The 20,045-nt window shown below is 69.3% G+C and carries 16 protein-coding genes; 10 read left to right on the forward strand and 6 right to left on the reverse strand.

The features are described 5' to 3' along the window. Positions 1-129: 129 nt before the first annotated feature. The 3 genes from OG787_RS21070 to OG787_RS21080 form a co-directional block, all read right to left on the reverse strand. Positions 130-3,930: a CHAT domain-containing protein gene (locus tag OG787_RS21070; protein ID WP_405536026.1), complete on the reverse strand. Its 3,801-nt coding sequence runs from the start codon at positions 3,928-3,930 to the stop codon at positions 130-132. An 88-nt stretch (positions 3,931-4,018) separates the two neighbouring features. Next, complete coding sequence (locus OG787_RS21075; protein ID WP_152865299.1) at positions 4,019-4,954, reverse strand: hypothetical protein; 936 nt, start codon at positions 4,952-4,954, stop codon at positions 4,019-4,021. Further along, positions 4,954-5,349, reverse strand: a complete 396-nt coding sequence (locus OG787_RS21080; RefSeq protein ID WP_405536027.1) for a hypothetical protein — start codon at positions 5,347-5,349, stop codon at positions 4,954-4,956. Before OG787_RS21080 ends, OG787_RS21075 begins: the two co-directional genes overlap by 1 nt. A gap of 597 nt (positions 5,350-5,946) precedes the next feature. Here OG787_RS21080 and OG787_RS21085 point away from each other — a divergent pair. The 5 genes from OG787_RS21085 to OG787_RS21105 all read left to right on the forward strand — a co-directional run bounded on the left by OG787_RS21085 (position 5,947) and on the right by OG787_RS21105 (position 11,257). After that, a complete protein-coding gene (locus OG787_RS21085) occupies positions 5,947-7,176 on the forward strand; it encodes a PP2C family protein-serine/threonine phosphatase (RefSeq protein WP_369036825.1) in 1,230 nt (409 codons plus the stop codon). Positions 7,177-7,675: 499 nt separating this feature from the next. Beyond that, positions 7,676-8,020 carry a hypothetical protein gene (locus OG787_RS21090; RefSeq protein WP_369036824.1) on the forward strand — a complete coding sequence of 115 codons (345 nt, stop codon included), beginning with the start codon at positions 7,676-7,678 and terminating at the stop codon, positions 8,018-8,020. A gap of 95 nt (positions 8,021-8,115) precedes the next feature. Further along, positions 8,116-9,231, forward strand: coding sequence for a sugar ABC transporter substrate-binding protein (locus OG787_RS21095; protein WP_405536028.1), 1,116 nt, complete (start codon positions 8,116-8,118; stop codon positions 9,229-9,231). 38 nt (positions 9,232-9,269) lie between these two features. After that, entirely contained in the window at positions 9,270-10,046 is a 777-nt protein-coding gene (locus OG787_RS21100) for an ATP-binding cassette domain-containing protein (RefSeq protein WP_369036822.1), read from the forward strand. Beyond that, entirely contained in the window at positions 10,043-11,257 is a 1,215-nt protein-coding gene (locus OG787_RS21105; protein WP_369036821.1) for a sugar ABC transporter permease, read from the forward strand. Before OG787_RS21100 ends, OG787_RS21105 begins: the two co-directional genes overlap by 4 nt. Before the next feature lie 19 nt (positions 11,258-11,276). Here the strand turns inward: OG787_RS21105 and OG787_RS21110 are convergent, their stop codons facing one another. Further along, positions 11,277-12,455, reverse strand: a complete 1,179-nt coding sequence (locus OG787_RS21110; protein ID WP_405536029.1) for an FAD-dependent monooxygenase — start codon at positions 12,453-12,455, stop codon at positions 11,277-11,279. A 283-nt stretch (positions 12,456-12,738) separates the two neighbouring features. Here OG787_RS21110 and OG787_RS21115 point away from each other — a divergent pair, with 283 nt between their 5' ends. From OG787_RS21115 to OG787_RS21130, 4 genes are read left to right on the forward strand one after another with little or no spacing between them, the layout of a single operon-like run. After that, a complete protein-coding gene (locus OG787_RS21115; protein WP_405536030.1) occupies positions 12,739-13,323 on the forward strand; it encodes a hypothetical protein in 585 nt (194 codons plus the stop codon). A gap of 2 nt (positions 13,324-13,325) precedes the next feature. Next, positions 13,326-14,591 carry a peptidoglycan-binding protein gene (locus OG787_RS21120; RefSeq protein ID WP_405536031.1) on the forward strand — a complete coding sequence of 422 codons (1,266 nt, stop codon included), beginning with the start codon at positions 13,326-13,328 and terminating at the stop codon, positions 14,589-14,591. Continuing rightward, positions 14,588-15,304: an ABC transporter ATP-binding protein gene (locus tag OG787_RS21125; RefSeq protein WP_369036817.1), complete on the forward strand. Its 717-nt coding sequence runs from the start codon at positions 14,588-14,590 to the stop codon at positions 15,302-15,304. The genes OG787_RS21120 and OG787_RS21125 overlap by 4 nt, the downstream gene beginning before the upstream one ends. Beyond that, on the forward strand, positions 15,301-16,512 hold the full coding sequence (locus OG787_RS21130) for an ABC transporter permease (protein ID WP_369036816.1): 1,212 nt from the start codon (positions 15,301-15,303) through the stop codon (positions 16,510-16,512). Before OG787_RS21125 ends, OG787_RS21130 begins: the two co-directional genes overlap by 4 nt. A 140-nt stretch (positions 16,513-16,652) precedes the next feature. On the opposite strand, the gene OG787_RS21135 is transcribed toward OG787_RS21130, so the two are convergent. After that, positions 16,653-17,009: an SH3 domain-containing protein gene (locus tag OG787_RS21135; RefSeq protein WP_369036815.1), complete on the reverse strand. Its 357-nt coding sequence runs from the start codon at positions 17,007-17,009 to the stop codon at positions 16,653-16,655. Between the two features lie 263 nt (positions 17,010-17,272). On the opposite strand from OG787_RS21135, the gene OG787_RS21140 reads away from it, so the two are divergent. Beyond that, on the forward strand, positions 17,273-18,892 hold the full coding sequence (locus OG787_RS21140; protein WP_405536032.1) for a sensor histidine kinase: 1,620 nt from the start codon (positions 17,273-17,275) through the stop codon (positions 18,890-18,892). Positions 18,893-19,068: 176 nt separating this feature from the next. On the opposite strand, the gene OG787_RS21145 is transcribed toward OG787_RS21140, so the two are convergent. Further along, positions 19,069-19,764, reverse strand: coding sequence for a response regulator transcription factor (locus OG787_RS21145; protein ID WP_369036813.1), 696 nt, complete (start codon positions 19,762-19,764; stop codon positions 19,069-19,071). Between the last annotated feature and the right edge of the window lie 281 nt (positions 19,765-20,045).

The raw sequence follows: 20,045 nt of genomic DNA on the forward strand, positions 1-20,045 counted from the left end.
CATCGCGGAAGATCCGCGTCACGGACACCCGATCACCGCGCACTCACGATCAGTCGAGACCAAGGTGCAAGCGGCATCGAGAGCAGTGTGCATGTCGATCCCGCGTCTCAGCGGCGACACCGCCCGCGTTCAGATCCCGGCGTGCAGATGGGCCGCCCAGAGGTAGGGGGACTTGGGATAGCGATCACGGACCTTGCGCACAGTGTGGTGCAGAGCACGGGCCGCCGCATCCGTGTCGAGGTCAGCATGCTGGTCGGTGACCCCGCCGAGCTCAGCGTAGAAGTCAGCTGCCATATGCGAGGCCACCTCGTCGTTTATCTCCCAGAGGGTGCCGATGACGTGGGGAAAACCCGCGAGCTGAAAAGCCGATGTGAGATGGATGGCCTCGTCGATCAGCTCCACGGATTCCATGAACGCTGTTCGGCACGCTGACAGGTAGGCCAGTTGGGCCGAGTCCATCTTCATTCCTGCAAGGCTCGCCACCGTGAGCGGATCACGTTCGTGGTCGTGCAGAAGCAACAGGCTCTGGGACGGGTCGTCGGGGTCGTGGGCACCGTGGCACGCGAAATGAACGATCCCGGAATCGGAGAGGGCCTTCAGGACCCGAGCCTTGGTCGGTCGTGTCTCCGGCCCGGGGACGGTCATGCCGTCAGCTTCTGCACCCGGCGCCATGAGGAGCGTCGGCTCGGGCAGCAGGCCGCACAGCAGTGCGGCTTCTTCCGAGACGTGGTCCAGGCGGCCTTGAACGCCCGGAGTTGTGGGCATGGCCACGATCAGTGACCGGCTCACGGACGGCGCGGATGTGCGACGACGGCGCGCGTGGTGCAGTGCGCGGATAGTGGTGGTGTACGAGGAGACGACACGGTCCATGACTGTCGGCGGTTCCCCGTCTCTCAAGTCGGCCCGGAGCGGCTCGGAGTGATGGCCGGCAGCGTGCAGAGGTAGCAGCGAGAGGAGCCCGCCAGGCGCCCACCAGACGCGGGGCCACGGCTGTCCGGGAGAGGGCTCACCAGTGAAACCAAGGCTACGCAAGACCGGTTCGGCCGCCACGTCCCACAGCCACTCCAAGACAGCGTGAAGTGTCGCTTGCGCCTCCTTTCGCGTGAGGGGCGACATGCGCGGATCCGCAACGGTTTCCAGGGCCCTATGGAAGGTCTGTATCTGATCGATGACGAGGTCGTACGTGAGGTCGGGCAGATTCAGGGACTCGATGCCATCGGACGTCAACAGCAGTGCGTCGCTGCGGTAGTGGCTGACGTTGAAGCTCACCACCGGGCCGGAGGTGGCTTGTGCCAGGAGCTCACTGACGGCGGGGGGACGAGCGAAGCTGGCGAATCCGTCCTGCGCCCGGATATTGCCCAGCGTGGCCTGAAGTTGGTCGGCGCGGCTGCGTCGTTGCTCCTCGGCATCGACCGCACGTACCGCGGCGCTGACTTGTCCGTCGGGCTCCGTGAGGGAAGCCAATTCCATCGGCCGGTCCAGCTCGTCCCGAAGTACCTCGAAGCGATGGGCCAGGTCGGGATGGCGCTCGCGAAGCTCTGCGAGGTCGCTCCGCATGTCCAACGCCTGGCTGTGGAGGACGCCGCGACCCACCTCGATCAACTGCAGTGCTCGCGCCGCCCGTTCAGCGGGTGTGCCTTCGCGAGAAGCAAGAGCTAGTGCCGCCGCATCTCCGGCCAGCCCGGACCACTTGCCCATGGCGTGCTGCTGGTCACCGCGACTCAGCCGGCGGTCTGCCACTTCGGGCAGCAGGCGTACGGAACCGTCCAGGAGATCAGCTGCGAGATCAGGATCCGACCGTCCGGTAATTGAAGCCGCTGCCTGGGCGGCCCGAATCCGAATCGAGGGCCTGGCCCCGTCGGCTCGCGCGCCTTCCATGTGGGCGGCCAGGGCACGATCAAAGTCCTGTCTCAAGTGAGTCCGCTGATAACGGCGGTGCAAGGCCGTCCCGAGCTGGAACAGGTAGTCGGCGCGCTCAGGATGTTCTGCCGGCGAGGTGTCGAGCGCGGCCTGACACGCAACCACTGCGTCGTCCAGGTCCGCAGTAGACCCGGTCTTCTCGAACCTGACGGTCAGCACACCTCCCAGCAAGGACAAGTACCTCGGGCGCTCAGGGTGGTGGGATGGAACGGTGGCGGTCGCATCCTGTCCCGTCGCAACCGCGCCGTCCAAGTCCTCAAAGCTTCCGGCGCGCTGGAAGCGGGCATACAGGCTGGCGGACAGATTCGCGAGGAAACGAGGACGGTCAGGACTGCTTGCATCCACAATGCCGAGGACCTCGCGGTTCCTTCGGATCACCTCGTCGAGGTCTTGAGGGTCCCCGTTCCGTTCGTAACGCTGCAACAACACTGCGCCGAGATTGGACAGCATCGCCGCGAAGGCGGAGTGTTCACGGGGTGCCGTCTTCACAGCTCCGTGCGCGAACTCGATCGCGGCGTCCAGGTCCGACATCCTCCCGGTGTGCTTGAACCGAGTCCACAGCATCAGACCGACGTTGGACAGACGGGTCGATCGGTCGACGTGACCGTCCGCGGTGGCCTGAGCGGAAGCGCGACTGACACTGATCGCCTCGTCCAGGTCGGCCATATCACCAGTGCATTCGAAACGCTGCCCGAGAGAGATGGCCAAGTTGTTGAGGGCCGCGTTGAACTCGGTCTGGTTCGGGGTAATTTCCCGGGAGGCAGCGCGGTTCATCTCGATCGCCGTATCAAGGTCATATCTGTCGCCGCCGATGCGGTATCGCGCCAGGAGAGCCTGACCCAGGCCGGAGAGACGAAGCCCACGAGCCCGGTGCCCCGGCGGGAGCATCTCCAGAGCTTCCTGGAACGCGTTGACGGATCGGTCCAGATAGGCTGTTTCCCCGGTCCGCTCGAATCGAGTCAGCGTGATGCCGCCGAGCCCAAACAGGAATATGGAGCGTCCAGGATGTTCCTCGGAGGCAACCTCTACTGCGGCCTGGCCGCACTCGATCGCGCTGTCCAGATCCGCCGGGACACCAGTGCTCTCATATCGGGCCCGCCAGGCGATCCCAAGATTGTGAAGAAATCCTGCCTTGTCGTCGTCCTCGGCACAGAGGTCTGACGCTTCTTGGAAGGCTTCGATCGCCGCGTCCAGGTCCGACAGGATGCCTCTCTCGGTGAACCTGGTCTGCAGCGCGGTGCCCAGGTTATTGAGTCCGCCAGCCCGGTGGGCAGGGGAGCCCGCGGCAGCTTGGACTGCCAGTCGGCCGGTCTCGATCGCATCGTCCAGGTCCGCCGCCATACCTGTATGAGTGAAGCGCTCCATCAGCACACCCGACAGGTTGGACAGCATGACCGGCTGGTTCGGGTGCCCTGTCGCCGTGCTTTCCACTGCGCCCTGGGCAGCGTCGATCGCCGCGTCCAGATCCGCTCGTTCGCCACCCACGTCGAAGTGGGATTTCAGGATGACGGAAAGATTGGACAGCGTTTCCGCGTGCTCGCTTTCTCCACGGGGAATAGCGGCCGCGATGCGCCGCAGGAGATCGGTCATTCTTGCGCGCAGCGCCGGGCTCGGCGAAGCGTCCATCCCTTGCTGGATCCTCCAGACGAAACCAAGCGCGTGCTGGGCCACATCTGGAAGGAGTTCGTCTGGCAGATCCTCCTCATCTGCGCCGAACACGAAACAGGGCGTGAACTTCGCGACGGCTTCCTCTCTGTCCCGCTGCCCAGCCCCTTCGGGAAGTGCCCGGTACCTGAAGGCGTGCAACCAACCGAGGACGTAATGACCTTCCAGGTCGGACTCGTCGTTTCGGAGTATTGCGGCAAGTTGGCGGGCCTCGACCAGTGCTTCCGGCTCCAGCACCACACCAAGGTCCTGTTCACGGGCCAGCCGTTCGAGCCGCAACCCCACTACGGCAATCCGCTGCTCCAGTTCGTGTTCCCTTGCGAAGTCCTGCTCGCGCCCCTGCATGAACCGTCCTGTCACTTCCCGGTCTCCAGTAGGTCTGATTGCTGCACTGTCCAGGTCCGCCGAGGCGAGCCTCTGAATGCGAGGGAGCTCACGAAGCCGGCTCCGTCGCTGGCGCCAGGCTGCTCAGCCGTCGCATGACCGCGCCACCGAGTGGAGGGCCCATTGGCTGTTCCTCGATGCGCAGCTTGTCGGCCAGGTCCGTCAGGTGAAGGCGCACGGATGCCTCCAGCAGCGTGGCGTAGGTGTCCGAGGCAGTACGGAGGCGACGTGCCGAAATGACCACCAGCGTGGCGGCGAGCGGCACCGCGGGCCACCACCACCAGGCCAGAGGCAGATAGAGCAGGGCCCATCCACCGAGGACGGCAGCTCGCGTCAACGCGGCGCGGGCCCTGCCGATCTCGCCGCGTATCTCTTCCGGCAGCACGAGCCAGAGGTGTGGCCAGAGGATGAGGAGATCGACATGTGCGTCTCGGTCTAGCCGGACCGCGGTGGCGTGGATCCGGTCACCACTCCAGGTCGGCCGTTCAGGCCGCTCCACGGAGATACGTTCGCACCTGTGGGCCGCACGATGACGCTCCCGGGGCCTGGGGCGGTCAGCCGGACGCGGAGCACGCTCCAGAAGCCGTAGGGCTTCGTACTCCGCCCGTGCCGCGTCCCAGCGACGCTGTCGGCGTGACACGTGACGCTCGGCCAACTCGCCGAACAACCACGGCCATGCGCCCCAGCCGGCAGCCAGGGCCACACGCTCGACAACGGAGCCGAGGGACTGGGCGGCCAGACCAGTGACGGCCGCACCGGCCAGGATGGCAGCGAGCAGCACGACCTGGCCGCCCACCGTGGTGGCCTCGGGAGCCCGGGCAACGTCCGAGATCGCGTGAGTAAGCCGCCCCACGTCCAGCGCGGCACTCTGCCCGAGGGTGTGTCCGGCTGCGGCGACCGCCAAGTAGAGCGCGCCTGGGAGTACGAGGAGAGTCAGCCACCGCTCGGCCAGCTTCTTGCTGAGTTCACTGAGCAGCCCTCCCACTACGGGAGCCTCTCCCGGATCAGCGCTGTCTCGCCGGGGGCGAACTGGCAGCGTGGGACGTCGTCGTCCACTTCATGACCGGACCGACCGATACACAGCTGCAAGGGGCACCGGTACACGACGTCTAAATCAGCAACACCGGCCAGTATGGCACTGCGGCCCGTTCCCCCATACACCCCCGACGGGTCGCCTGCGCGTCGAACCGCTGCGTGCAAAGCGTCCAGAAGGACAGTGAGCGAGACGTCGTCCGCGGGCGGCCTGCCGACTGCGGCTTCGATAGCACGCAAGGCGGCGTCGTCCTCGTCGAGCAGCGCGGCGAGTTCGTCCCGATGCCCACACACGTACGACAGTGCCTTGGCGATCCTCAGGCCGCCTACTTCCACCTGGCTCGTCATGCAAAACTCCGCCCCCTGCGCCTTGTTGATCCACCAGGCCGCCATTCTTGCTCCAAATGTGCAGGTGCACGCGCGGGTTCGGCCAACTCCCTCGGGCAGAGCAAAGAGGCGCCGAGGTCCTTGAAAGGACGGTTCAGCCGATCTCCTCTGCGCGAGCGATGCGTAGGCGGCGGTGTGCCACGCGCCACGCTGCCGCTGACGGCGTACGGCATCGCGCAAATTCGCCTTCGTGACGCGGCGTGCGGAAGTAACCGTCATGCCGTCCCCCCCGCCGCTGGGAGAAATCTGGGAGAAGATCTTCTCCCAGAGCCCCCGCGAGACCACCCGAGGCCAACCACCACCAACGCGCTGACCTGCACAGATATCATCCACAGCAGGTGGTCAACATGATCGAACCTAATTCGGGACGAAGAGGTCGTGGGTTCAAATCCCGCCACCCCGACATCGAGTTGACACTTTGGGGCCTGATCCGCACTGCGGATCAGGCCCCAAAGTGTTTCCCGTGGGCTTCCTGTGCAGTGGCCAGGCCACGCGTCCGTTTCGCTCCTATCGTGGGACCGCACAGCAACGCTCGGTACCGGAACAGACAGGCAGGACATGAGGAAACCGCAGATCGACTACGCGGCGGTCTTCCGGGCCCTGCCCGGCATGGTGGCCCTGCTCACCCCTGATCTGGTGTACGCCGACGCCAACGACGACTTCGTGCGGCTGACCGGGCGGAGTCGTGAGGAGTTGGTGGGACGGTACATCTTCGACGTCTTTCCCGAGAATCCCAATGATCCGGCCGCCGCCGGCATGCGGGAGACCGAGACGTCGATGCTCCGTACGGTGGCCACCGGCGAGCGCGACACGATGGCGTTGCTGCGCTACGACATCGAGGATCCCGCGCGGCCCGGGCACTGGCAGGAGCATTACTGGAGCCCGGTCAACGCTCCCGTCCTCGGCCTCGACGGCACGGTCGAGCTGATCGCGCACCGGGTGGAGGAGGTCACCGAACTCATCCGCGCCTTCGGTGGTCCGGGCGGTGACAGCCGGGACCGTGCGCTGGAGGCCGAGCTGTACACCCGTGCCCGGGAGCTCCAGGAGGTCAACGAGCGGCTGCGCGCGGCTCATGCCCGTGAGCGTGAGGTCGCCCTGGCCCTACAGGCCGCGATGCTGCCCCCGCCGGGGCCGACCGGGGCGCACGACGCCGCCGTGCGGTACCAGCCCGCCGTCGGCACGCTGAACGTGTGCGGCGACTGGTACGACCTGGTCGAACTGCCCGGCGGGGGCCTCGCGGTCGCCGTCGGCGACGTCGTCGGGCACGGGCTGGCCGCCGCCTGTGCCATGGGGCAGTTGCGCAGCGCCCTGAGCGGGGCCACCCGTGTCGCGGGCGGGCCCGCCCAGGCACTGGAGGCCCTCGACCTGTACGCCCGGTCCGTCGAGGGCGCCGAGTCGACCACCGTCGTGACGACCTTCATCGACTGGGACAGTCACCACATCAGTTACAGCTGCGCCGGGCATCCTCCGCCTGCCCTCGTGCACCCCGACGGCACGGTCGCCTTTCTCGACCAGGCCACCGATCCGCCGCTCGGTGCCCGGCCCGAGCGTCAGCCTCGTCCTCAGGCCCGTACGCCCTTCGCCGAAGGCGCCGTCCTGGTGCTGTACACCGACGGTCTCGTCGAACGCCGCGACGAGGACATCGACGCCGGCCTGGCCCGCCTCGCCGACTCCCTCACCCATCACCGGAACGCGGCTCCCGAGGCCCTGGCCGACGCACTCCTGGCCGACCTCCTGCCGCCCACCGGCACGACCGACGACGCCGCCCTGATCGTCCTGCGTCTGTGAACCGGCCTGGTGGGTGAGTGACGGCCCCCGGCGGGGGCCGCCCCCGATCGAGTGGACCGCAGAACCCGCCCGGGTACGGGTACGCCGTTCCTGCGCCCCAGGCGCCGAAGAAGCGTGGTGCCGGCTCCCGGTGAGAACATCTCCGGCAGCGTCACCGGCCAGGGCGGTTTCGCCCCGAAGTACGTGACCTTCGCCGACGGGTTCCTCGGCGACTCGATCCGCGCCGACGTCTCCTGACCCGCCTGGAGGGAGCGGAGCGCAGCCGTCGCGTTGACATGGATCCTCGCCGGACGTTCACTGGCAGCACGGCGCGGCGCCGGGCGGAAGGGGGCCGCTCCGGATCACCCACCCCAGGCTTTCGCCTCACCGTCCCAGGGCGTGTCACCGCCGGCAGGTGACCGCAGCGCCGATGCAGGACCGACCGGGTCTCCGGGAGCCTGGAACAGGCCGTCGGGAAGACCGAGGACGCCTTCGGGCGCAACGGAAGCGGCACCTACAGATGTACGACCAGACACGCGCCCAGCAGTCTTCCGACCAGCCTCCCGGCCGCTCCCAGCGCCGGACCAGCGGCCCTGAGCCGCTGCTCGGGGCGAAGGAGCGGGACGAGATCGTGCGGCGGCTCGGGCGAGCCATCAACCACTTCGCGGACACCCCGCGTGAGGCGTTGGAGGAGGCCGAGGGTGCCTACGACGACGCCGTCGCCCAGCTGGTGAACGCCCTCGCGGAGCGGCGTCGGCTCCTTCACGCCGGCTGGCAGGACCACGATCCCGAGACGCAGGCCGACGAACTCCGGCTCTCGCTCCGGCAGTACCGGGAGATCACCCAGCGGCTGCTCCACCTCTAGCGCCTGCGCAGGGCGCCTGCGCAGGTCCTTGACTACCCTTGCCTTTAAGTTCCCTTTGCGTGCTTATATCGCACAAAAGTTCTAAGGAACGGGACATGGGTACCGTTGTCGGCCTGCCAGCCGTAAAGCGAAGGTCTCTCGCCGTCACTGTCGCCGTCGCCGTTGGTCTCGGGCTCCTCGGAGCCTGTGGGGGTGGGGGCAGCGGTGGTGACGGCGGTGGTGGTGATCGGATCACCGTCGGGGTCCTGCTTCCCGGTGGCGGGGCCTCGCGGTTCGGGCAGTTCGACAAGCCCCTCATCGAGGAGAGGCTCAAAGAGCTCTGTCCTGACTGTCCTGCCGCCAATGTCGCCGCCACCCCCGACCCCCAGGTTCAGCAGCAGCAGTTCGAGGCCATGATCACCCGGGGTGTCGATGTGGTCATCCTCGCCGCCGTCGATCCGCAGCTGATGCGTCCGTCCGTCGAGTCCGCCCATCGGGCCGGGATTCCCGTCGTCGCCTACGACCGGCTCGCGCAGGGGCCGATCTCCGGGTACGTCACCTTCGACGGGGAGGAGGTCGGGCGGCTTCAGGCCGAAGGCCTGCTCACCGCCATGGCGGCCGACGGCGATGACGGGCGGCGCATCGTCATGATGAACGGGGCCACCACCGACCCCAACGCCGGGTGGTACAAGGAAGGCGCGCTCAAGGTCCTCAAAGGCAAGGTGACCATCGGGAAGTCCTACGACACCGTCGGATGGCGGGCCGAGAACGCCTACGTCAACATGACCGGCGCCATCGCCGCACTCGGCGGCGAGAACATCGACGGGGTCCTCTCCGCCAACGACACCATGGCCGGCGCCGTCGTCTCCGCCCTGAAGGCCGCCAAGGTCAGGCCGCTGCCGCCCATCACCGGGCAGGACGCCGATCTGCTGGCCGTACGGCGGATCGTCAAGGGCGATCAGTACATGACCGTCTACAAGCCCTTCAAGCGCGCGACCGACGCCACCGTCCAGATGGCCGTCGCCCTCGGGCGGGGTGAGGAGGTCGAGGCCATCGCCACCGGCACCGTCGACAGTCCGACCACCAAGGACGTGCCCGCGGTGCTGCTGCCGTCCGTCTCGGTGACTGTCGGCAATATCGGGGAGACGCTGGTCAAGGACGGTATGTACACCGTCGACCAGATTTGTACGCCTGCTCTCCGGGCCGCCTGTGATCGGGCCGGCCTCACCTGACGCACATCCCCACAGCGCCCACGGGAAGGAGGTGGCTCGTGCCCGGTCAGCCTCTGCTCGCGTTGCGCGGTGTCTCCAAGCGGTTCGCCGCCGTACAGGCGCTGGTCGACATCGAGCTGGAGGTCAGGGCCGGGGAGGTGGTCGCCCTCGTCGGGGACAACGCCGCCGGCAAGTCCACCCTGGTGAAGGTGATCTCCGGGGTCGGGCCTCCCGACAAAGGGGTTATCGAGTGGGAGGGGAGTCCTGTACAGATCAAGCATCCCCAGGACGCCCGTCTGCTCGGGATCGCCACCGTCTATCAGGACCTCGCCATGTGCGAGAACCTCGACGTCGTCGCCAACCTCTTCCTCGGGAGGGAGATCCACCGCTTCGGGGTTCTCGACGAGGTCGAGATGGAGCGGCGTACCCGTGAGCTGCTGCACACCCTCTCCATCCGGATCCCCGATGTGCGGGTGCCGCTCGCCAGTCTCTCCGGCGGGCAGCGGCAGGTCGTCGCGATCACGCGGTCCTTTCTCGGCTCGCCCCGGCTGCTGCTGCTCGACGAGCCCACCGCGTCCCTGGGCATCCAGCAGACCAACCAGCTTCTCGACCTGATCGAGGAGCTGCGCGACCAGGGGCTCGGGGTGCTGCTCATCAGCCACAACATGAGTGACATCAAGGCCGTCGCCGACCGGGTCGCCGTGCTGCGCCTCGGCCGTAACAACGGTCTCTTCGACGTGAACACGACCTCCCAGGAGCAGATCATCTCCTCCATCACCGGCGCGGCCGACCATGCCGTCGCCCACCGGCCGCACCCGGAAGAGGTGTGGCCGTGAAGACCACTGTCAGCGTGGCCGTGAAGGGGCGGGTCTCCGCGTACGTCGGTGCTGTGCGTCGGAGGGTTCGTGAAGGGGGCCTCGGGCCCGCGCCCGTGCTGCTCGCCCTCGCCGTCACCTGGGTGGTCTTCCAGAGTCTCAACGACAAGTTCCTCTCGCCGCGCAATCTGTCCGTCCTCAGCGTCGACATCGTCGGCACCGGCATGGTCGCCGTGGGCATCGTGTTCGTGCTGCTGATCGGTGAGATCGATCTGTCCGTCGGGTCGCTCGCCGGGCTGGCCGGCGCGGTGTTCGCCGCGCTGAACGTCAACGTCGGTATGACGGAATGGCTCGCCGTGCTCATCGCCGTCATCTGCGGTACGGCCATCGGGGCGCTCCACGGGTTCCTGTTCGCCAAGTTCGGCGTACCCGCGTTCGTCGTCACCCTCGCCGGGCTGCTGGCCTGGAGCGGGCTGATGATCTACCTGCTCGGGCCCGACAGCTCCATCCACTTCAGCGAGGACGGGCTGGTCGCCACCCTGACCAGCCGCTACTACAGCGCCCCCGGCTTCACCTACGGTCTCGCGGCGGTCTGTACGGCCGCCTATCTGTTCTTCTCCCTGCGCGAACGCGGGCGGCGCGCAGGCGCCGGGATGCCGTGCCGGCCGGTGGGCGAGATCTGGGTACGTACCGTGCTGCTGGCGATCGTCGCGTTCACGACCGTCGCCGTGCTCGGGAACTTCGAGGGGCTGCCGCTGGCACTGCTGATCTTCCTCGGCTTCATCATCGCCTCGGACCTGCTGCTGCGCCGTACGCCCTATGGACGGCAGGTGCTCGCGCTGGGCGGCGGGGTGGAGGCGGCGCGGCGAGCCGGTGTCGATGTGACGCGCGTACGGGTCTCGGTGTTCATGGTGTCGGGGACGCTGGCGGCGGTCGGGGGGCTGTTCGTCGCGTCGCGGTTCACCTCGGCGAGCCAGGTCTCGGGGTCCGGCATGCTGCTGATCAACGCGGTCGCCGCCGCCGTCATCGGCGGGACCAGCCTGTTCGGGGGGCGGGGCTCGACCTGGTCGGCGCTGCTGGGGGTGCTCATCATCCAGTCGATCGCCTCGGGGATGGCGTTGCTGGGCGTCCAGACCGCGCTTCAGTTCATGATCACGGGTGGGGTGCTGATCACCGCTGTCATCTTCGACTCCCTGGCCCGGCGGACGGCCGCCTCGCGGGTACGGACCTGAGGGCAGGGGAACAGCGCGCTCACGGTTCCTCTCCCCACGCCCCGGCGTGCGGGCCGAACCTGTTCTCCTTCTCGTACGCCGCCATCCGGGCGTTCCGTGCGTCGGCCTCCGGCCCGTCCGGCAGGTGGTAGACCTCGCCCGCACTCGCCGAACCTGCCTGCACCCTGGTGGCGGTGGTCAGCCGTCGGTGTACGTACCGGGTCAGCGCGTCCGGGATGCCGTCCGGCGTCACACCCGCCAGGCAGTCGCCCAGTACCGCCGCGTCCATGATCGCCTGAGCCGCGCCCTGGGCCTGGAACGGGACCATCGCGTGGGCGCTGTCGCCGAGGAGGGTCACCCGGCCGAGGTGCCAGCGGGTGAGCGGGGTGCGGGTGTGGATGGCGTAGCGGAACACCTGGCCGGCGCGTTCCAGGACCGTGCGGATCCGGGGGTCCCAGCCGGTGAACTCGCGGAGCTGCTCCCCCGGTTCGGCCTTGGCCGTCCACGACTCCGTCCACTCCGCCCATGACTCGGGTGCCGTCTTCGCCGTGAACACGGCGACCAGGTTGAGGAGTTCGCCGCCGCGCACCCAGTAGTGGACGACGTGCCGGCCCGGGCCGAGCCAGCCCGCGTACTCCGGCAGGTCCAGGTCGGCCACCTCGGCGGCCGGAAGCAGTGCCCGGTAGGCGGCGGTGCCGGAGAAGACGGCCTCGTCGGCGCCGAAGAGCCACTGGCGGGCCGAGGAACGCACCCCGTCGGCGGCGACGACCAGGTCGGCGCCCAGGCGCTCACCGCCCGCTGTAGTGACGTACGCCTGTCTGTCGTCCTGGTCGATGCCCACGGCCTCCGTGTCCAGGCGGACCGACCCGGGCGGGACCCGGTCCGCCAGTGCCTGGTGCAGGTCGGCCCGGTGGACCTGTAAGTAGGGCGCCCCGAACTCGGCCTCCGCCTCGGGCCCGATGACGTACCGGCAGATCTCCGTGCCGTCGAACCAGGTGTGGAAGGTCAGCCGGGTGGGGTGGGCTGCGCGGGCGGCGACCGTGTCGAGGAGGCCCAGGCGGCGCAGTACGCGGGTGGCGTTGGGCGCGAGCTGAATCCCGGCGCCGATCTCGGTGAAGCGGCGCGTCCGCTCGACGAGGGTGACGTCGTGCCCGGCCGCGCGCAGACTCAGGGTGGCGGCCAGCCCGCCGATGCCGGCACCCACGACGATCGCCCGCACACCCACTCCCCTCAGCGACCCGGCCCGGCGAAACGACGCGCCCTCATGACGACAGCGACCTCGTGGCCCTCCGCACGCAGGGCGGTTGGTGTCGCGGCCGGCCCGCCGATGCCGGCCCCCACGACGACCGGCCTCATGTCCCCGCCCCCTCCGTCTCTCTACCTCTATCTCCGGTCGCATGATCAGATGACAGGTTCTTCAAAAGTTCTTCATCATGTGCGTTCTACCGTCGGGGTGCCCGCCGCGTTCGTGGTCGGGCACGACGGGAGGACGGGGAGAACCGATGAGGACGAATCGGGTACTGCTGGCCGTGGCGGCCTCGGTCATGGCCTTCGCGCTGACCGGCTGCGGGGGCGACGACGGTGGCTCGAAGGTCCCCACGGCGGCGAGCGGCGGCGCGACCACGGCGTCCGGTGGGGCGGCGGCCGGGGACGGCGCCGGAGATGATGTCGCCGCCTATGTGGCGGCCCAGGGCAAGTACGTGAAGTGTCTGCGGGACAACGGGATCGACGCGCCGGACCCGGACGCGCAGGGGAACATCGACTTCGGCGGCGGCGACAACGTGCGCGCCCTGAAGAAGGACCCGAAGTTCCAGGCCGCCTCCGAGGCGTGCGCGGAGTTCGTGACGGCCGTTCCCGAGAGCGTCGAGAAGGGCAACCAGCCGGCGCTCACCGCCGCGCAGATCAAGGTCAAGCAGGAGTACGCCACCTGTATGCAGAAGAACGGCGCCGCCGACTTCCCCGACCCCGGTCCCGACGGGCTCGGCCAGGGCGAGTGGGACCAGACCTCGGCCGGGGCCAAGCGGGCCACCCGGATCTGCGGTCCGATCGTCGGCGTACCGGCGACCGCCGCTCCCGGCAAGGGCTGACCGTGGCGGAGACGGACACCGTGACACACGTCGACGACACCGGCCCTGAGGACGAGGGCATCGAGCCGCCCCGCGGGGCACGTGGACGGCGTACCGCGCTCATCGCCTGTGCCGTGGCCGTCGTGGCGGCCGTCGCCGTGGTCGGGGCCCTCGGGCTCGGCGGCGGTACGGACGAGAACGTGAGCGCACCGCCGCGGGCCGGTTCCGTCGTTCCGGTCACCCGAGCCACGCTCACCGAACGCACCGACGTGGACGGGCAGTTGGGGTTCGGTACGGAGATACCGCTGCCGGTGAAGGCGACGGGCACCGTGACCTGGCTGCCCCAGCAGGGCGCGACGGAGGAGCGCGGCGACACGCTGCTGCGGGTCGACGACCGTCCCGTCGTCCTGCTGTACGGGTCGATGCCCATGTACCGGGATCTCGGGCTCGTCGCCGCCACCCCGGCGACCGAGTCGGAGTCCGGCGCCGCGTCCTCGGACACCGGGACCGACGCCGCCCCCTCCCCCTCGGCCACCACCGAACCCAGTACCGGAACCAGTACCGGAAGCAGCGCGCCCGCGCCCCTCACCGGTATGGACGTCCTACAGTTCGAGACCAACCTCGCCGCGCTCGGCTACACCGGCTTCACCGTGGACGAGAAGTTCACCGACAAGACCGTGCAGGCCGTCAAGCGCTGGCAGAAGTCGCTCGGGCTGGCCGAGACCGGGACAGTCGGGGTCGGGGACGTCATCTACTCCGCCGGGAAGGTACGGATCGGCCAGCCGGGTGCCCGGCTCGGCGCCGCCGTCGGCGAGAACACGCTGACGTACACCGGTACGGCACGCAAGGTCGTCGTCAACGCCTCGGCCTCGGACGCCGCCTGGGCCGTACGCGGCACGGTCGTCGGGATCACGCTGCCCGACGGGAAGTCCGTACGGGGCGAGGTGGCCTCGGTGGGGCGGCAGGCGAGCGCGCCCGAAGGGGGCAGTACCGACGGGGAGTCGGGAGCGGGCGCCGCCACGGTGCCGGTGACGATCACCATCGCGGACCAGGGGGCCCTGGGGCGGCTGGAGAGCGGACCCGTCACGGTCGAGTACGTGGGCCGTGAGGTCAAGGACGTGCTGAGTGTGCCGGTCGCCGCGCTGGTCGCCCTGGCCGAGGGCGGACACGGGCTGGAGACCGAGGACGGCCGGTTCGTCGCGGTGAAGACCGGGCTCTTCGCCGACGGCGACGTGGAGGTCAGTGGTACCGGGGTCACCGAGGGCATGAAGGTGAGGATTCCCGAGTGAGCGACCCAACACCTTCGGTCGTGGAGTTCGACTCCGTCTCCAAGACCTATCCCGGCGGGGTCGCCGCCGTCCGTGACGTGAGTCTGCGGATCGGGCGCGGTGAACTCGTGGGGGTGGTCGGGCCGTCGGGGTCGGGCAAGTCGAGCATGCTGCATCTGATGGGGAGCCTGGACCGGCCCTCGGCGGGGCGGGTGCTGGTCGACGGGTACGACGTGGCGAAGCTGTCCGACCGTGAGGTCTCCGCGCTGCGGGCCACCCGGATCGGCTTCGTCTTCCAGCAGTTCCATCTGGCCGTCGGGGTCCCGGTGCTGGACTCGGTGGCGGACGGTCTGCTCTACGCGGGCGTGCCGATGCGCCGCCGTCGGGCCAGGGCCGCCGCCGCGCTGGCCCGGGTCGGGCTCAGCCATCGCGTCCGGCATCTGCCGCACCAGCTCTCCGGGGGCGAGCGGCAGCGGGTCGCGGTCGCCCGCGCGGTGGTCGGCGAGCCGTCGGTCCTGCTGGCGGACGAGCCGACCGGCAACCTCGACTCCGTGTCGGGGGCCGCCGTACTGGAACTGCTGCGCGAACTGCACGCGGCCGGTACGACGGTCGTGGTCATCACCCATGACCTGGAGATCGCCGCGCAGTTGCCCCGCCGGATCGAGATGCGCGACGGTCGCGTCGTGAACGACACCACCCAGGAGACGAGTACGACGATCGGGGTGCGTCGATGACCGACCGCATGGGACAACCCCGTCCGCTCCGGGCCGCCCGGCTGCGGCCCGCCGATGTCGTACGGCTCGGCGGGACCGGACTGCGGACCCGGCCGTTGCGGGTGTTCCTGTCCGCTCTCGGGATCGCGATCGGCGTCGCCGCCATGGTCGCGGTGGTCGGTATCTCCGGGTCCGGGCAGGCGGAGGTGGACCGGCGGCTCGACGCGCTCGGGACGAACCTGTTGCGGGTCGCGCCCGGCGAGTCCCTCACCGGCGAGCAGGCCAAGCTGCCGTACGAGGCTGTCGCGATGGTCCGCCGTATCCCGCCCGTGGAGAAGGTGACCGCCACCGGCGCGGTCGACGCGAGCGTCTACCGCAACGAGCGGATCGCCATCGGGCGGACCAACTCGCTGACCGTGCTCGCGTCGGACACCGGTCTGCTGCCCGCCGTCGGCGGGGAGGTCGGCCGGGGCCGCTGGCTGGACTCGGCGACCGCCGAGTACCCGGCGGTCGTGCTCGGTGCCACGGCCGCGCAGCGGCTGGACGTGTACACCCCGGGGACCCGGCTGTGGATCGGCGGTCGCTGGTTCTCGCTGATCGGCGTCCTCGATCCGGTACCGCTGGCGCCCGAGCTGGACAGCGCCGCGCTGGTCGGCTGGCAGGCGGCCCGGACGTATCTGCGTTTCGACGGTCATCCGTCGACGGTGTACGTCCGTGCCGAGGACAGCCAGGTGACCGCCGTACGGTCGGTGCTGCCGGCCACCGCCTACCCCGAGAAGCCGGGCGAGGTACGGATCTCGCGGCCCTCCGACGCGCTCGCGGCCAAGGAGGCCACCGAGTCGGCGCTGACCGGGCTGCTGCTGGGGCTCGGCGGGGTCGCGCTGCTCGTCGGGGGTGTGGGCGTGGGCAACACCATGGTCATCTCGGTGCTGGAGCGACGCCCTGAGATCGGGCTGCGGCGCGCTCTCGGGGCGACCCGGGGGCAGATCCGGACCCAGTTCGTGACCGAGTCGCTGCTGCTCTCGCTCATCGGCGGACTGGGTGGGACGGTGCTCGGTACGGGCATCACGGCGGGCTATGCCGTCAGCCGTGACTGGCCGACGGTCGTCCCGGCGTGGGCCAGCGTGGCGGGCATCGGCGCGACCCTGCTCATCGGCATGATCGCCGGGCTGTATCCGGCGGTCCGGGCGAGCCGGCTGGCTCCTACGGAGGCACTGGCCGGCACATGACCACCACCGGGCGTTCTGGCCGACGCTCCGGTGGTACGGAGCGGGGGCGGTTCCCGAATTCGGGACCGCCCCCGCTGTCGCGCTATTTCACTGTGCGGGCTTTACCACCGGATTCGCTACCTCCGGATTCGCTCGACAGGCTAGATGCCGCAGCTGACGTAGCTGCCGCCGTCGCTCAGCAGGTCGTCCCGGACCCAGCCGGTGATGCCCGTCGAGTCGTTTCTGAGGTACGTCCAGGTGTAGCCGTCGTTGCCCGAGGTGTAGCAGTGGTAGTCGAGCGTCTGGGTGCTGTAGGCGACGCCCTTGATGGTGCAGCTGGTGCTGGAGCCACTGCGCTCGTTGGCGCCGTCGGCCGTCTTGCCCCAGGAACTGCTGTCCTTGTCCGAGACCGTGGTGCCGCACGAGGCGTGTGCGGCGGCCGGCGTGGCGATGGACAGCGGAACGGCGATGGCTACGGCCGCGAGTGCGGGAACGACAGCCGCGAGTCGACGTTTCATTTCATACCCCCTGTATGTGATTCGTCGGCGCTGCGAAATGCGAAAGCAGCGACCCCTGATTCCCCCTGCATCAGCTGGGGCGTCAGCGGCTTAAGTACGATCACCTGGCGTTCACACTGAAGAAATAATTCCGCCTACCGATGTCCATTTTTGATACCCATGAGGCTGAAAGTGATCAGAGTGAAAACGCGCCACTTCTGATAACTCCTGGCCGACACCGCACTCTTGCGTCTCTCGTGATCCACACCGAAAGGGTCCCGCCGATGAGTTTCCGGCTCCGGGTTCTCGGCCTGCTGACGCTGGTCGCCATGGCCGCCACCGCCGCCACCGGCTGGCTGACCCTGCGGCAGGCGAACCGCCAGGTCCAGGAGACCGTCACGGCCGGCCGGCAGGAGGTCTCCCGGATCACCGGCGAACTCCGGACGTACGGATTCACCCACGGCACCTGGGACGGCCTGTCCCCCACGGTGGCCGCCCTCGCCCGGGACACCGGCCAGCGCATCCGCGTCGCCACGGAGTCCGACGTCCTGCTCACCGACTCCGACGCCCTCGCGGGACGTACGCCCCGCGAACCCAGCGGCCAGCCCGCGGTGCTGGTGGATCCGCGGCCCGTGCTGAAGGTTCCGGCGGGCCAGGTGCGCCGGGCTTCGATGAAGCGGGTCGCCACGGCGATCGCCGACTACCGCGCCGAGGTGGCCTACGCGGCCTGTCTGACCGAGGCCGGCGCCGAGATGACCGTCCGCGCCGACGCCCTGGGCATCCCCCGGGCCGGCACCGACCGGCGGCCCGCGCGCTGCCCGGCGCCGAGCGGCGCCGCCGATCCGCTGACCCCGGCCGACCTGACCGCCCTCGGGCCCTGCGAGGCCGAACAGCGCTTCGCCGCCTGTCTGCGACGGGTGTTCAACGCGCGGGTCGCCTCCGTCGCCCCGCCGCGCCTGGAGGTCCGGCTCGGCGTACGGAACGAGTCGCCGCCCACGCTGGCCGCCGCGCCCAGCGTGGCCGTCGCGGCGGGCGTCGCCCTCGCGGTGATCGCGGGCGCGCTGCTGCTGAGCCGGGCCGTGCTGCGTCCCGTACGGGCCATGACGGTTGCCGCGAAGGGGCTCGGGGAGGGGGATCTCGGGCGGCGGGTGCCGGTGTCCGGGCGGGACGAGATCGCCCAGCTCGGGGGTGCGTTCAATCGGATGGCGGACTCCATCCAGGCCGGGGAGGAGCGGCAGCGGCGGCTGACCGGGGACATCGCGCATGAGCTGCGTACGCCGCTGGCCAATCTGCGCGGGTATCTGGAGGCGCTGCGGGACGGGGTCGTCGAGCCGACGCCCGAACTCCTCGAATCCCTCCACCGGGAGGCCCTGCTCCAGCAGCGGATCGTGGACGACCTCCAGGATCTGGCTCTCGCGGAGGCCGGGGCGCTGACCTATCACCCCACCGAGGTCGATCTGCGGGAGCTGCTGGAGGCGGGGCGGCGGGCGCATCATGCTGCGGCGGAGACGGGGGGCGTGACGCTGCGGGTGGAGGCGCCGACGTCCGCCGTCCATGTCACGGCGGACGCGGACCGGTTGCGGCAGGTGGTGGGGAACCTGGTCGGGAACGCTCTGCGGGCGACTCCGTCGGGGGGTTCTGTGACGTTGGCTGTGGTGGGGCGGGGGGAGTTGGCGGTGGTGGAGGTGCGGGACACCGGGGTGGGGATTGCGGTTGAGGATCTGCCGCACCTGTTCGACCGGTTCTGGCGGGCGGATGCGGCGCGGGGGCGGGCGACGGGAGGCAGTGGCCTCGGCCTGTCGATCGCCCGTCAGATAGTGACGGACCATCGGGGGACGATCGAGGCACGCAGCGAGGTCGGCACGGGGACGACGTTCACGATCGTGCTGCCGCGAACCCTTTGATCTCGCCCCCGCCGCCCCTACCCGTCCCATCCTCGGGGGCTGCCGCCCCCGAACCCCCGCTACGGCCCTGAAGGGGCCTTGTCCTCAAACGCCGGACGGGCTGAGTTGGTCAGCCCGTCCGGCGTTTGAGGACAAAGGGGGGTCTGGGGGCGCAGCCCCCAGGGATGCGAAGGGAATCAAGGGGCTGTCAGGCGGTAGCCGCGGCCGTATACCGTTTCCAGGAGGCGGGGGGTTGTCTCCGAGCCCGCCTCCAGTTTTCTGCGTAAGTTCATTACGTGGGCGTCCACCGTGCGTTCCAAGACGTCTCGGTCGTAGCCGAATACTCGTTCTATTATTTGGGCTCGGGTGAAGACCCGGCCCGGCTCGCGGGCCAGGGTCTCCAGGATGTTGAACTCCTTGGAGGTCAGGGCGACCGGGCGGCCGGACATCCGGACCTCGAAGCGGGCCGTGTCCAGTTCCATCTCGCCGACCCGGAGGGTCGAGGGCTGGGCCGCCGCGCCCGTCTTGCGGGAGCGCCGCAGCAACGCCCGTACCCGCGCGGTCAGTTCCCGGGGGCTGTACGGCTTGGTGAGGTAGTCGTCCGCGCCCAGGTCGAGGCCCAGGAGCATGTCCTCCTCCGTCGTGCGGGCCGTCAGGAGGAGGATCGGGACATCTGATGACTCCGTGCGGAGGATTCTGCACACGTCCAGGCCGTCCACCAGCGGCAGCATCACATCCAGGACGATCAGGTCCGGACTCGTCGAGCGGGCCTTGTCCAGGGCCGCCCGGCCGTCCGCCACCACCTGGACCGCGTTTCCCTCCCGCTCCAGATAGATCCGGATCAGGCGGGACTGCATCTCGTCGTCTTCGGCGACCAGAATCCGCGCGCTCAACGGTTCTCCCCCAGCATCTCCACACCGTACTGCGCCCACAACGCCATTCGGCACCGGTCCCTCCCCACGTGGGGACCGGTGCCGAACGATGGACGAGGACCCGGGGGTGTCCGGTCTGTGCCGGTTCCGTAGGTCTCGGGTTCGCGTGGTGCGGCCGACTCTCCCCGCTGGCGAATCCGGCAAAGCTGGCCGAGAACGTTCGGCCTTCGAGCTGCCCCTGGGATCGCTGCGCTGGTGGTCCGGGTGGACGCCACGCGGGTGGTTCTTCGTTGCGTCATGAT

Source organism: Streptomyces sp. NBC_00075 (assembly GCF_045041225.1).
Classification (GTDB): domain Bacteria; phylum Actinomycetota; class Actinomycetes; order Streptomycetales; family Streptomycetaceae; genus Streptomyces; species Streptomyces adonidis.